This is a genomic window from Vulcanithermus mediatlanticus (genome assembly GCF_055385885.1).
The window spans coordinates 984,820-998,407 of sequence record NZ_AP042385.1; the positions used below are offsets into that span (position 1 = coordinate 984,820).

Here is a 13,588-nt window from a genome sequence, read left to right on the forward strand (position 1 = left end):
CGGAGGGTAGAGTGCTGGAGCAGACGGTGTTGCCTCAGAACGAAATGGAGCTCACCGATTCGGAATTAAATAGAGTTGAAGGTCAATGGCTCCCACTGGCAGCGGCCGTTGTGGGTTTAATCCTTCTTTCGTCCCTGCGGTCGTGCTCCGTGTCCGTTGACGTTAATAGCGACGGAAATCCAGAGTTTCAGGGCGAGGCTACATACGGAACTCCACGCTGGAAGCCGGTTGGAAGGTGATAAACAGTCCCTGGGGTACGGACTGCGTACCCCAGGGTTTCAAGTAAGCCATGAATATCTTTAGGCTATTAATCTTTGCAATAGCTTCGCTTAGCTTACCTCCGCTATGGCTTCTGATGAGAGCGTCAAGTTTTTTGTGTCGAAGTCTGTGTCGCGGGGTACCGCGCGTTGAAAAGGTCATTGATTTCCTCTTGAACGTCAGCAAAACCCGGCAGCTTCCGGTCCCATCTCCCCTCCCTCCGTTCAGCCTCTAGGTAGACGAGCTTGTAAACCGATTCGGGCTTGGGAAACTTGTGGTCCCGCACCTTGGTACTCCTTCGTAGTTCCCGGAAGAACTGCTCGATCAGGTTGGTGCTCCTCAGGTAACGCCACAAAGGCTCGGGGTAGTCGTAAAACCGAAGCAAGGCCCCTGAGTCGTTCCACCAGGAAGCAGTGACCCGGGGGTAACGATCCTGCCACCTTTGGGTAAAGCGTTTGAGCCCTTCCAGGGCCTTGGCTCGATTGGGTGCCCGGTAAACCCGTTTGAGATCGGCGAGTATGGCGGAGGCGTCCCGGCGTTTGACCTGGGCCTGGGTGGCCCTGAGTTTGTGCAGGATCGAGTACTGCCACTCGGCCCGGGGGTAGACCCGATGGATCGCCTCTCCGATCCCCGCAAGACCGTCGGTGATGAAGAGGAGTACTTCGACAAGGCCCCGGGACCTGAGCTCCTTTAAAAGCTCCTCCCAGACGACGGCCCCTTCATTAGGAAAGAGCCAAAAGCCCAGAAGGATGCGCCTGCCGTCTTCGGCCAGACCCAAAGCGGCGTAGAGCGCCTGCTTCTCGATGCCCTTGCCGGGGTACTGCAGCTTGAGGAACAGGGCGTCCAGGTAGACCGCAAAGAGCCGCCGGGGCAGGGGCCTGTGGCGGAAGGCTTCCACCTCCTCTTGCACCAGCTCGGTCAGGTTGCTGACCGTCTCGTGGCTGTAGCGGTAGCCGAACAGGAGCCCCACGATCTGGGCCACCTTGCGGTCCGAGACCCCGCTGGCGTAGAGGGCCAGCACGAGGTCCGTCAGGTCTGGAGTACGCCGGGCGTAGCGGGGAAGAAAGCTCGGGGTGTATTGGCCTTTGCGATCACGGGGCACCTTAAGCTCGACAGCACCGAAGGCGGTCTCCAACTTGCGCGGGTAATGGCCATTGGCGCGGCCACCGTGTTCTTGCAAAAAAGCCCAGCGGTCCAGCTCCAAGAGCGCCTGCAGCTTTTCCTCCACCACCTCGGCCATTGCTTCCTTCAGCAGCGCCTTGAGCGTATCCTGGTCCACGGGGTACCTCCTTTCGCCTACTGGCGGTACCCCCTCTTCTTACACAGAATTCGACACAAGAAAGATTACACCCTCACCTTTTCGGGTCCAAATTATTTTATCTGTCGGTGCTTCACAGTTTGCCTAGTTACGTGGGCTTGTGGTGGAGTTGGCTTTACCGCAATGGGCCAATTGGGGCTGTGCTCTTTCTTGTACTCTTGGGCTTCGGAACTTCCTCGGCAGAGGCACGCACTTTCCGCCCCCTCCGCTACACCCACGTGGTAGGCCAGGCGGACTGGTACACCTGCGGCGCGGCGGCGACGGCGACGTTGCTCACCTACTACTACGGGGACCCGACGACAGAGGAAGAGGTCCTCAAGGTCGCCATCAAGGAAACCGAGAAATCGGGCAAGGATCCTCTGAAGGGCCTCACCCCCCTTTCTCTGAAGCGTGCTTTGGAGCAGCGCGGCTATGCGGTCAAGGCCTACCGGGTGAACCTGGCGCAGCTTGCCGACTACTTTCGCCGATGCCGGCGGCGTACATGGCCAGGGCAAAGGCCTCAAGGTCTTCCATCCGGCGTTGGTAGGGAGCGAACAGAGCGGTGTGGAAGCGGCCATCCCGCTCCCTGGGCACCCGCAGGCGCACCGGACCGTGCCTGGTGACCAAGCCACGCTCGTAGTACCCGTTCTTCTTTCCGCCCCACTCCGCTAGCTGTAACCTCCCAACACGTTGTTCACTGAAGCCCCTCACACTGCTACCCGTGAAAGAGTGGCTTATGGCACGAGAGGAGGGGCTTTAGTGAACAGCCACAAGAACGCGCGACTCACCTACCAGGGAAGGCGCATCCTTGTGTCCCGCATTATCCACGAAGGCCTGCCGGTGAGGGAAGCGGCCAGGGCCCAGGGGGTCAGCCCAAGGACCGCCTACAAGTGGCTCCGGCGTTACCGCGAGGAGGGTGAAGCGGGCCTTAGAGATCGCAGTTCAAGGCCCAAACGAAGCCCCAGGCGCACGCCGGAGAGGCTTAGGGAGCAGGTGAAAAAGCTTCGCCAACAACGCTGGCCCGACCACGCCATCGCCCAGAAAGTTGGGGTTTCCAGGAGCACGGTGGCCCGGATCCTCAAGGCCGCGGGCCTTCACCGCCTATCGCTTCTGGAACCCAAGCCCCTGCCCCGGCGCTATGAGGTCGAGGCCCCTGGTGTGCTTCTGCACCTGGACACCAAGAAGCTCGCCCGGTTCGAAAGACCGGGACACCGGGTCACCGGGGACCGGCGCAGGGCTTCTTCCGGAGCAGGCTACGAGGCGGTCTACGCTGCGGTGGACGGCCATAGCCGCCTGGCCTACGTGGAGGTGAAGGCGAACGAGCGGAAGGAGAGTGCGGTGGCCTTTTTGCTTTCCGCGTTGCGCTACTACCGCAGAATAGGCGTTCGTGTTCAGGCGGTGATGACCGATAATGCCAAAGTCTTCCAGTCCAAGCGTTTCCAAAGGGCGCTCAGGCAGCTGGGCATCCGGCACAAGACCACGCCCCCCTATACGCCAAGGGTGAACGGGAAGGTGGAGCGGTTCATCCGCACTTTGCTGAACGAGTGGGCGTATGCCCACGCTTATCCCAGCTCCGAGGCCCGGGACGCGTACTTGCCCCAGTGGCTTCATTACTACAACTGGCACCGGCCCCATAGCAGCCTGGGCAACCAGGCACCGGCCTCACGCTTGGGGGTTAGTGTGAACAACGTAGTGAGACTGCACAGCTAGGGGTGGGGCCCGAGGCGATGGAATTGGGCTTGGAATATGCATGAGGTGGAAAGGTGCAAGATCTCAGTTAAGATAGGTACGGTCGTGTCTGAGCAAAAGTGGTTACGACTGGAACCGGACTCCGCCGCAGCACAGGTACTCACCGACGCCCGCGCCCTGCGCTACTTCGCCCCCTTTATGCGCGGCCCCGTCACGCTCACGGAAGCTGCCCGCGTCGCCGGGACCAGCCCCCAGGCCATGAAGTACTGGCTCAAGAAGTTCCTCGACGCCGGTCTGGTAAAGACCGTACCCTCTGAGCGACCCCGGGGGACGACGCGGTACGCTGCTACTGCACCCGCTTACCTGGTGCCCTTCGACGCCACCCGGTTCGCCCTCATGCGCGAGTGGGTGGAAAACCGGCTCAAACCCTACCACGAGCGGCTTGTCGACCTGCTCGCCACCAGCTTTGAAAGTCAGGGTCTGAACCACGTGCTCATTCACCTCGACCCCGTCAGCGGTGAAATCCTCCAGACCTCGGCGGACGAGAACGGTCCCGTGGAACGCGATCGTCTGTTCCAGGACCTTTTGCTCACCCATGGCTTCGCCGGCGAGGTGGTGATCTGCCGGGAGGAAGTCGACAACCTCGTGCGCGATCTAACCCAACTCTGGAAAAAGTACGCCAGCAGGGCCGACGGGTGCCGGCGCAAGCAGCGCGTCTTCGTCTACGCCTTTCTGGTGCGAAGCGGGCCCTGAGGGGCGCTACCCGAGAGGGAAGGCAGGCTCCACAGCCCGGGAAGCGAGCATGTGGCTTTCGAAGAACGCCCACGAAAGCCAGGTGTGGGGTTCCTCCAGGACGCGTTGCTCGAGCCAGCGGTAGAAGGCCGCCGTCGCACTGAAAATATCTTCCTTGCCGGCAAGCCGGATTGGGGGATAAAAACGCAACACGTAACGCCTGTCCCCGCGCGACCGGAAAATAAGGGGAAGCATATCCCGTTTGTTCAGCCAGGCCATGCGGGCAACGCCGTCCACCGCCCGCACCTCCGCCCCGAGGAAGCGGACGGTGCGCTTTGGAAGCCCACCCATCGTGAACTCCGGGAAGGTAAGGACAGAGAGGCCCTCCCGGTTTAACCGGATGGCGTTCCTCGGCGCCCGCGGGGAAGGTAGCGGGACAGGAACGATCCTGGCGTAAAGACCGTGGTTCGCCGCATCCATCAGCGCGAAGCCGATTTCACGCCAGAGCGAAACGGATTCGACCTCCATGAAGGTGGCCACGGGGTAGCCCATCCGGGCGAGCACGAAGGGAATCAGCTGGAAGGGCCCGGCATGGATTGGCGTCAGGAAGGGCGCTCCCCGGTCGAGGGCAGCCTTCAAATGCTCGGTCCCTTCGACGACGATGAGCTCCTCAGGTTCCACCCGAGGAAGGAGGAGTGCAAGATGCAAAAGCTCCGCCTGGCGGTCGAACTTAAACTCCCCCCACCTCCAGGCAAGGTCGTCAAGGTCAAAGCTTTCCTTTAAGGCGGGGGCGAGATCGAGGATTGGCCGGACGAACCGCGCGGCCTGGTGAATGCGTTCCGCCACCGTGGTCCTGGCCTCCGCTTGCGCTAAAGTTCCGAGCGTGCGGTACAGGTCCTCCGATCCAAGCTGCCCGAGCAGTCTGTAGGGCTCGGGGTTGCGGGCGATCACGTCCAGATCCAGGAAGGCATCCGTACCCATGCCCGTCACCTCCGATCACGCGTCTGCCGGCGCCGGGACCGGTTCCCACCGCACCTCCCCGGTCGCAAAGTCCACCTCACCCAGCCGTCCGGCCAGCAAAGGATCGCCCAGCCGGGTGAGCACGCGGATCGCGTCCCAGACCTGAAGGGCCGACACCAGAGCCGAAAGCGGGGCGAAGGCAGCCTTATGGTTCTCCCTGCCGACGGCAAAACGCACGTCGGGGTTCTCCCGCCTGCGCTCGGCGTAATACTGCTGAAACGCGTTCCAGTCCGGTGTCTTGCCAGGCAGGACGGTGGGGCCGATCCGGCCGATGTGCCCGGAGTAACCGCCGGCCAGGAGATAGGGAATCCCTTCCCCCTCGGCGACCTCCGCGACCCAGGAAGAGGTGGTGTTAATGTCGGGATCGTCCATCGCGTTGATGACCAGGTCGTGACCCGGGACGATTTCGCGCAGATCCTCCGGACCCGAAACTAGAGTGTGATACGCGGAAACCCTCATCCCCGAATTGAGGGCGAGAAGCGACGCGCGCGCCGCCTCCACCTTACGCAAGCCGAGCTGGCCTTCCCGGTAAAGCGGCTGGCGGGAAAGGTTGCTCTCCTTAACGGTGCCGCCATCCACGAGGGTCAGGGCGCCAACGCCCGCCATGGCCAGGAGCAGGGCCATCCAGGACCCGATTCCGCCGAGTCCCAAGAGTACCACCGAGGAAGCAGCCAGCCGGTCCTGGAAGGCAAAGGGCGCGCGATCGCCCGCGAACTCGTAGAAGCACTCGATCTGCCGCCCGTAACGGCCTAGGTTGATCCGGGCCACCTCCTCCAGCGTCAGGCGGAGAACGATGCCCTCGTGAAGGAGGTAGTCGAGGATCCCCTCAAGCTCCTCGGGGGACACTTCCGCGTCCTCCCCCAGAAACTCAAGCGCTTTCTCCTCCGGGATCCCCCGGGTGCTGGCAGCCAGCAAGTGCTCCACCCACGCGGGGCCCTCGTACACGCGGGTTTTGCCCGTGACGAAGTGGGTTGCGTACAGCAGCCCCCGTCTGTCGCGGCCTATCCCGAGGCCCGGTTTCAACCGCAAATAGCCTTCTCTTTTTCTACCGCTCATACTCTCCCCCTTTTCCCAAAGAGGATTTGCTCCAAAAGGGGAATCCGGGGGTCCCGGGAACTCCCGGGCCCCCCGATTCCGGTTAGCAGGAGCCGTTCTTGTCGCCGAGGTAGATCTGGGTGTCGCGAACCTTCCGCACGGCACTCACCTCCTTTCTTTTGCTCTCCAAAGCCAGAGCCGGAGCTTCAAACAACGCGGGACCGCATGCGGGGCCTTCTCCTGCCCGAATCTCCAGAAGAGCAGGTCGGCTGCCGTCAGCAAAACTGCCACTCCGATCGCAAACAGGACGTGCGCCTCCAGCAACAGCCCCGCAAGGTACGCGCCAAGCATCGAGGCCGCGGACGTGGCCGAGCTCATCCAGGTCAATACGCGGGCCAGCGACGCCTGGGGGATGACTTCCTGCAGGTAGGTCGCGCCCGCGGTTTGAACCGCCCCCAGCCCGAGCCCGAACACCCCGCCCGCCGCAAGGAGCCACCCGGTGCCGGGGACGGCGTACATGAGCACCGCCGCGGGAAGCAACAACCCCGCAAAGCCCAGCGCCCGCGCCGGTTCCAGCCGGTTCCCGGCTGCAAAAAGGGCCCCGGCGCCACCGGCCATGCCAAGGGAGAAGAGGCCCCCATACCACCCATAGACGGTTTCGGCGCCGGGGAACCGGTTGACCATGGACGGCACCGCGACCTGCAGGTACCCGAGCCAGCCTAGGGCGACCACAACGATGAGAAGCAGCGGGGCGTAGCTCAAAACGCGGGGCCAGCCGCCGGCGTCCTCCTCTCCTTCTTTGGACAGAACCGCCCCCGCCGGGATCGCGACGAAAGCCAGAAGGCCCTTGGAAAGAAAACCCAGCGCCGCAATCCCCAAAACCACATTGGAGCCAAGGGGGCCGGAGATGAGACCGGCCAGGGGCCAGGCCACGACGGGAACCCCCAGCGTAACGACTCCCACGATGGCGTTCGCGCGCATCCGCACCATCTGGGGAAACCAGGCCTTTACAAGAAGCGAGGGGGATGTGCTGTCAAGAACCACGTTGACTCCGAGCAGGACATAGGCAAGCTGGATCAACGCGGGTTCCGCGTGACGGGCAGCCTGGAAGAGAACCAGCGCCGTAGCTGCCGCCCCGGCGGCATTGATGCCCCGAAGGCTGTGTTTCAGCCAGGGCGTGAGGAGCGGGGCCAGCAGTCGCGGAACCAGACCGAGGAGCACGGCCCGGGCCAGCAACGCCCGGCCGTGGGGATGATCCAGCGCCTGAAACGGCAGCGCCACCAGCGCAAACGACCAGGCCAGGGTCGAAACGCCCAGCAGCAAACCGTAGGCGGGAAAACGTTGATCCCCAGTCGTCCGGTTCCGCATCGGGAGTGATCTTGACCGCTTCCCAGGTAAAACCCCTAGTCCTGGAAACGAATAAAATTTTGCCCCCGGGTTTTAAAGCCAGGCAGTCAAGTCGCGATTTGTGTGGGTTCGCTTTCCGCGGCCCAGAGCGGGCCCATGTCCATATAGTGCTTGAACGCCCAGTCCGAAAGCTATCCGCTTCGCGGATGAGCACTCGCTCTGAGCATCACCACCGTGGCCAGGTTGGCCATGAAAATCCCCTGGGCGTTCACTCAGAAGTTCAAAGCGCCCGCATGGGGATGCGGGCGCTTGCCAGCTCAAGGCTTCGCAGGGGTGGCTTCGAGCAGCGGCCTTTATTCCTTTTGAATGTCCTTCCACAGGAACTGCCCCGAGCGCATGGGGTTGTAGTAGACGCCCTTGAGGTTCGAGCGGGTGACGATGAAGGGCGATTGCGAGGGCAGGGGGACGTTGACGACCAGGTCATGGGCGAGGCGACCAATCTTGCGGTAGATCTCGGCCCGGGCCTTGGCGTCGACGGTCTGGCGGGCCTCTTCGACCAGCTGGTCGAGCTCGGGAATGTGGAGGTTTTGCCGTTTGGCGAGGGCGCCCTTGGAGTGGTAGAAGGGGTGAATGAAGTTATCGGGGTCGGCGTAGTCGGCGACCCAGCCGAGCGGCCAGATGGGGAGCTTCTTGGCCCGGGCGCTGCGCAGGTAGTCGGGCCATTGCAGACCCTGGACGTTGACCCTGAATTTGGGGTTGAGGGCCTCGACGTTGGCCTTGATCATCTCGGCGATGGTCTGGCGGAGCGTGTTGCCCTCGTTGTAGGTGATGGTGACCTCAAAGCCCTTCTGCCACAGTTCGCCACCAAATGCTTTCTTGAAGTGGGCCTCGGCCTTGTCCGGATCGTAGTCGTAAGTGGGAATTGTGGGGTCATACCCGAGGAAGGCGGGTGGCAAGGCCATGGTCAGCTTCACCCCGTGGCCGAGGAAGATCTCGTCGATGATGGCCTGCTGGTCGATCGAGTAGGCGAAGGCCTTGCGCACGTGGATGTTGGCAAAGAGGTCCCTCGGGGTGTCTTTCCCGATATACGGATTGTTGTCGCCCTGGACCGAGAAGTTAAAGAAGACGACACCGGCGGCGGCGGGTGCCCAGTTGGGATCGGTCCAGACCTTCACTCCGGGCAGGCCCCGGATCTGCGACTCGACGGTGGCCCAGTCGTTGACCGTGATTCGGTCGGCGTCGCCGCGCTTTAAAGCCTCGATTCGGGTCGACTGCTCATCGACGATCTGGATCAGGACCTTCTTGATGGCCGGTTTTTTGCCCCAGTAGCCGTCGAAGGCCTCGGCGACCAGGGTTTTCCCGTCCCACTTCACGAGTTTATAAGGCCCGGTCCCGGAGACGTGCTTGTGCAGGTAGCCCTGGCGCAGGTCGCGGCCGGCCCATTCGAGCCAGTCGGCCTCGGTGCCGCTCCACTCACCGTTCTCGATGGCCCACTTGGAGTCGACGATGGCGGCCCCGGCGTAGAGAAGCTTGGCGAAGAACGAGGGGTCGGGCTTGACCAGGTTGAACCGGAGGGTGTAGAGACCGTCGCATTCCACCGCCTTGTCGATTCGCTGCCAGTATTCTTTGTAGGCTTCCGGGCTCGCGTTTTCGCCCAGGGCGCTCTTGGCGTTGGCGTCGTAGCCGATCAGGCTTTCGGCGAAGAACCAGCCCGGTCCATCACCGGGGTTCGTAACCAGAATCCGCTCGAAGGAGTATTCGGCGTCTTTGCAGGTCATGGGGTTGCCGGTATGGAACTTCACCCCTTTTCTGAGTTCGAAGATGTAGGTCTTGCCCCCGTTGGTGATGCGGTAGCTGGTGGCCAGGAGCGGTTCGTACTCGGTGAGCGAGTCTTTCTTGTAGGTGTAGAGCGTTTCGTAGACGTTCTCGATGATGTTGATCGAGGCGGTGTCGTAGGCCTGGGCCGGGTCGAGGGTGTCGATATCCCCGAAGGTCATGTAGACGTAGGTGTCCTTGGGCACGGCTGCCAAGGCCAGGCTGGCAAAGATGCTTAAAAAGAGAGCGATTCCGATTCGTCTCATGCTTTTTCTCCCTCCTGTTTTCCCCAAGCTGGGTCAGGAAAAATATACCACGGCCCCTTTGGGGCCGTGGTCAAAAGCGGTATCAGGAAGGGTTCTTAACTGCGTGGGTCGAGGGCGTCGCGCACCGCGTCGCCCAGCAGGTTCCAGCCCAGGACGAAAAGGGCGATGGCGAGTCCCGGCCAGACCCAGGTGTACCAGTATTTGAGCGGGTCGCCGGGAGGGCCGATAATCCAGCCGCGGGCGAAGTTGATCATCTGCCCCCAGTCGGCAAAGCCCACCTCCGGTCCGAGGCCGAGGAAGGAAAGGGCTGCGACCGAGAGCACCACCGAGCCGATGTCGAGGCTGGCCAGGATGATCAGGGGGCCGATGGAGTTGGGGAGGACGTGCTTGAGGAAGATGCGAAGCGACCCCGCGCCGAGCGCCCGGGCCGCGTCGACGAAGTCCTGGGCTTTGGTCTGCAGGATGTTGCCCCGGATCATCCGGGCGTAAGTCGGCCAGCTCACCACCGCGAACGAGAGCATGATCGTGGTCAGCGTTCGCGTGAAGATGGTGACCACCACCATCACCAGCACCAGCCCCGGGAAGGCGTAGACGACATCGGTGATGCGCATCAGGACGTTATCGATCCGGCCGCCCAGATACCCCGCGGCGCCGCCGATGATGATCCCGATGAAGAGCGCGATGCCCACCACCAGGATGCCTACGTAAAACGCGGTTCGGGTTCCCCAGACCAGCCCGTAGAGGATGTCGTAGCCACCGCCGGCCAGGCCCAGCGGGTAGCGCTTCGAGGGGGCTTTCGGGACCGGGGAATACCCCTTACGCGGGATTTTGTAGCAGGATTCCGGCGGGGCGAGCGTGGCCTGCCAGAATTTCAGCTGGAGCGGATCCCGGAGTACCCGACGCGCCTCCGAACGACCGAGTTCGAGGTCCCGGAGGCAGTTCCTTCCCATTCGATCGGCGGTGATCGCCGGGGCAAAAATGGCAATGAGGACGTAGAAAATCACGATGATGGCTCCGGCGATCGCCAGGGGGTTGCGGCGAAAGCGGCGGAAGGCACGGGAGCGCCACCAGGGTTCGCGTCTGGGTTTCTCTAGCGTCGTCAGCTCGGCCATGGTCAATCCTCGTCAGTCGTAGCGAATCCTCGGGTCGATGAGGGCGTAGAGCAGGTCCACCGCGATGTTGGCGGTGGTGACGATGAAGGCGGTGAGAAGGGCAAAGCCTAGAATCGCCGGCTGGTCCAGCTGGACGGCGGCGGCCGCCGCCCACTGACCGAGGCCGGGGATGTTGAAGATCGTTTCCGTGATCACCACCCCGTTGAGGAGAAAGGCGAACATCAGCCCCGCGAGGGTGATCACAGGAATCAGCGCGTTGCGCCGGGCGTGTTTGTAGTAGACCACCTTGTCGGGGAGCCCTTTCGCGCGGGCGGTGCGCACATAATCCTTCCCCAGCTCGTCGAGCATGGAAGAACGCATCACCCGCACCAGCTGGGCGCCCTGAACCAACACCAGGGTGGCCACCGGCAGCACCAGGTGCTTGAGCGCGGCGAAGGCGACGTCGAACCGGCCGTTGAGGATGCCGTCGATGGTGAGAAGGCCGGTATAGGTCTTAAAGTCGCCGCTCGCCAGGTCGATGATCAGGTTGGCTGGCAATCGCCCGATGCCGAAGAGCTTGAAGTAGCCGTAGACCACCGCGAGCAGCGCGATCCCGAGGACGAAGGTTGGGATGGACCAGAAGATAACGGCGAGGACGCGGACCAGCTGGTCGAGAAAGCGATCTCGATAGATCGCGGCCAGCGTTCCGAGCCAGATGCTGAGAAGCAGGGTGGGGAAAAAGGCATAGAGCGCCAGCTCGGCGGACACCGGGAGCTTCTTTTTGAAGGTTTCCCAGACCGGCTCCTTGGAGACCCGGGAAAACCCGAGGTTGCCCTTCAGGGCGTTGGTGAGCCAGTTTTTGTACTGGATGTAAAAGGGTGCGTCGAGCTGGTACTGCTTGATGATCTGGTCGATGTTTTTGAGCTGCTGCTCGGAGCGTACGAAGGCCGCGGCCCGCGCGGTGGGTGGGAGAAACTGCATCAAGCCTACGATGACCAGTGAAACCACGAACAGCACGACCGGGAGTTGCAAGAGCCTGCGGACAGTGAAATTGAACACGCTCTCCTCCTCCCCCCGAGGTGGGGGCCGCTAACGAGTCTACCGCAAAAAGAGGGGCCCGGAGGCCCCCCTCGGTGATCAAGCCGCCCTTATTCCTTGACGATGTCCTTCCAGAGGAAGGCGCCCGAGCGCATGGGGTTGTAGTAGACGCCCTTGATGTTCGAGCGGGTCACGATGAAGGGTGAGGGCAGCGGGTAGGGGACGAAGGGCACGAGCTCGTAGCCGCGCTTGCCGATCTTGGCGTAGAGCTCGGCACGCTTCTTGCTGTCGGTGATGCTGCGGGCTTCCTCGATCCACTTGTTGATCTGCTCGTCGTTGAAGCTGATCTTGTTCCCGTAGTAGCCGCGCGAGTGGTAGAAGGTGTAGATGAAGTTATCCGGGTCGGCGTAGTCGGCACCCCAGCCGAGCACGAAGATGGGCAGCTGGCGCTTAGAGACGGCGCGGATGAAGTCGGGCCACTGCACGCCCTTGACGTTGACCTTGAATTTGGGGTTCAGCTCTTCGATGTTGGCCTTGAGCATCTCGGCGATGGTCTGGCGGACGGTGTTGCCTTCGTTGTAGAGGATGGTGATCTCAAAGCCGGTCTTCCAGAGCTTGCCGCCGAAGGCCTTCTTGAAGTGGGCCTCCGCCTTGTCGGGGTCGTAGTTATAGATGGGGAGGTTCGGGTCGTAACCGAGGAAGGAAGGCGGCAGGGCCATGGTCAGCTTGACGCCCTTACCCAGGTAGAGATCCTCGATGATCGCATCCTGGTCGATGGAGTAGGCGAAGGCCTTGCGCACGTGAATGTCGTCGAAGAAGTTCGGCGGCACGCCCTTGCCGTCGAGCTTGCCCGAGCCGAGGTAGGGGTTGTCCTTAGCCGATGGGTCGAAATTGAAGAAGATCGCACCGGCGACGGCCGGGGCCCACTTGGGATCTTCCCAGACCTTCACCCCCGGCAGGCCGCGCACCTGAGATTCCAGCGTCGCCCGGTCATTGATCGTGATCCGGTCGGCGTCACCGCGCTTTAGGGCCTCGATCCGGGTCGACTGCTCGTTGACCACCTGCACGAGCACTTTCTTAATGGCCGGCTTCTTGCCCCAGTAGCCGTCGAAAGCCTCGGCCACCACGTTCTTGCCGTCCCACTTCACGAGCTTGTAGGGGCCGGTGCCCGAGGCGTGGTTGTGGAGGTAGCCCTGGCGCAGGTCCTTCCCGATCCATTCTTCCCAGTCGGCCTTGGTTCCGCTCCACTCGCCGTTCTCGATGGCCCACTTGGAGTCGATGACCGAGGCGGCGGTGTACATGAGCTTCACGAAGAACGAGGGGTCGGGCTTGACCAGGTTGAACTTCACGGTGTAGAGCCCATCGCACTGCACGCTGTTGTCGATCTTCTGCCAGTATTCGTCGAGGAAGGCCTGGAGCTTATCCTGGGGCGGGTTTTTCCCGAGGACCTCTTCGGCAGCGGCCTTGGCGTTGACGTCATAGCCGACCAGGCTTTCGGCGAAGAACCAGCCGGCGGAGTCGCCGGGGTTCGTGACCAAAAGGCGCTGGATCGAATACTCGACGTCTTTACAGGTCATGGTGTTGCCGGAGTGGAACTGGACGCCTTTACGGAGATAGAAGGTGTAGGTCTTGCCGTCGTTCGAGACCTCGTAGCCGGTGGCGAGGAGAGGTTCGAACTGGGTGAGGGAGTCCCCTTTGTAGGTGTAAAGCGTTTCGTAAATGTTCTCCAGGATGTAGCCCGACGCGGTGTCGTAGGCCTGCGCCGGATCGAGGGTGTCGACCTCGCCGAAGGTCATGTGGACGAAGGTGTCCTTGGGCGTGGCGGCGAAGCCGAGCCCAAGGGCGAGTGCACCCGCAGCCAACCATTTGAAGTATTCCTTCATATCTTCCTCCCTTCCAAAAACAAGCCTTTCATGCGGCCGTTATCCAGTATAGCAAAACGCGCGGTCAGTTTTGCACTCGGTTTAAGGGAAATATGCACCGGCCGGGTCAGCGTCCCG

At 62.2% G+C, this 13,588-nt stretch carries 10 protein-coding genes and 2 pseudogenes; 3 read left to right on the forward strand and 9 right to left on the reverse strand.

Features of this window, described 5'->3' with window-relative positions; all coding sequences use genetic code 11:
* Positions 1-364 precede the first annotated feature (364 nt).
* Positions 365-1,537 (reverse strand): IS256 family transposase, encoded by a 1,173-nt coding sequence (locus ACZ5BT_RS06015; protein WP_464883689.1) that lies wholly within the window; start codon positions 1,535-1,537, stop codon positions 365-367.
* A 257-nt stretch (positions 1,538-1,794) separates the two neighbouring features.
* Here ACZ5BT_RS06015 and ACZ5BT_RS06020 point away from each other — a divergent pair.
* Positions 1,795-2,019: pseudogene (locus ACZ5BT_RS06020) on the forward strand (cysteine peptidase family C39 domain-containing protein); the annotation flags it as partial.
* Between the two features lie 22 nt (positions 2,020-2,041).
* Here ACZ5BT_RS06020 and ACZ5BT_RS06025 read toward each other — a convergent pair.
* Positions 2,042-2,227: pseudogene (locus ACZ5BT_RS06025) on the reverse strand (transposase); the annotation flags it as partial.
* 87 nt (positions 2,228-2,314) lie between these two features.
* Here ACZ5BT_RS06025 and ACZ5BT_RS06030 point away from each other — a divergent pair.
* Both ACZ5BT_RS06030 and ACZ5BT_RS06035 read left to right on the forward strand, forming a co-directional pair.
* Positions 2,315-3,265 carry an IS481 family transposase gene (locus ACZ5BT_RS06030; RefSeq protein ID WP_464885695.1) on the forward strand — a complete coding sequence of 317 codons (951 nt, stop codon included), beginning with the start codon at positions 2,315-2,317 and terminating at the stop codon, positions 3,263-3,265.
* Positions 3,266-3,349: 84 nt separating this feature from the next.
* Positions 3,350-3,997, forward strand: a complete 648-nt coding sequence (locus tag ACZ5BT_RS06035) for a hypothetical protein (RefSeq protein WP_464885696.1) — start codon at positions 3,350-3,352, stop codon at positions 3,995-3,997.
* Between the two features lie 6 nt (positions 3,998-4,003).
* On the opposite strand, the gene ACZ5BT_RS06040 is transcribed toward ACZ5BT_RS06035, so the two are convergent.
* The 7 genes from ACZ5BT_RS06040 to ACZ5BT_RS06070 all read right to left on the reverse strand — a co-directional run bounded on the left by ACZ5BT_RS06040 (position 4,004) and on the right by ACZ5BT_RS06070 (position 13,471).
* Positions 4,004-4,957: a lysophospholipid acyltransferase family protein gene (locus tag ACZ5BT_RS06040; RefSeq protein WP_464885697.1), complete on the reverse strand. Its 954-nt coding sequence runs from the start codon at positions 4,955-4,957 to the stop codon at positions 4,004-4,006.
* Positions 4,958-4,972: 15 nt separating this feature from the next.
* On the reverse strand, positions 4,973-5,920 hold the full coding sequence (locus ACZ5BT_RS06045; RefSeq protein WP_464885698.1) for a HesA/MoeB/ThiF family protein: 948 nt from the start codon (positions 5,918-5,920) through the stop codon (positions 4,973-4,975).
* Between the two features lie 276 nt (positions 5,921-6,196).
* A complete protein-coding gene (locus ACZ5BT_RS06050; protein WP_464885699.1) occupies positions 6,197-7,399 on the reverse strand; it encodes an MFS transporter in 1,203 nt (400 codons plus the stop codon).
* 332 nt (positions 7,400-7,731) lie between these two features.
* Positions 7,732-9,459 (reverse strand): ABC transporter substrate-binding protein, encoded by a 1,728-nt coding sequence (locus tag ACZ5BT_RS06055; RefSeq protein WP_464885700.1) that lies wholly within the window; start codon positions 9,457-9,459, stop codon positions 7,732-7,734.
* Between the two features lie 95 nt (positions 9,460-9,554).
* A complete protein-coding gene (locus tag ACZ5BT_RS06060; RefSeq protein ID WP_464885701.1) occupies positions 9,555-10,571 on the reverse strand; it encodes an ABC transporter permease in 1,017 nt (338 codons plus the stop codon).
* 12 nt (positions 10,572-10,583) lie between these two features.
* Positions 10,584-11,609 (reverse strand): ABC transporter permease, encoded by a 1,026-nt coding sequence (locus tag ACZ5BT_RS06065; RefSeq protein WP_464885702.1) that lies wholly within the window; start codon positions 11,607-11,609, stop codon positions 10,584-10,586.
* Positions 11,610-11,698: 89 nt separating this feature from the next.
* A complete protein-coding gene (locus ACZ5BT_RS06070; protein WP_464885703.1) occupies positions 11,699-13,471 on the reverse strand; it encodes an ABC transporter substrate-binding protein in 1,773 nt (590 codons plus the stop codon).
* Positions 13,472-13,588: the final 117 nt, after the last annotated feature.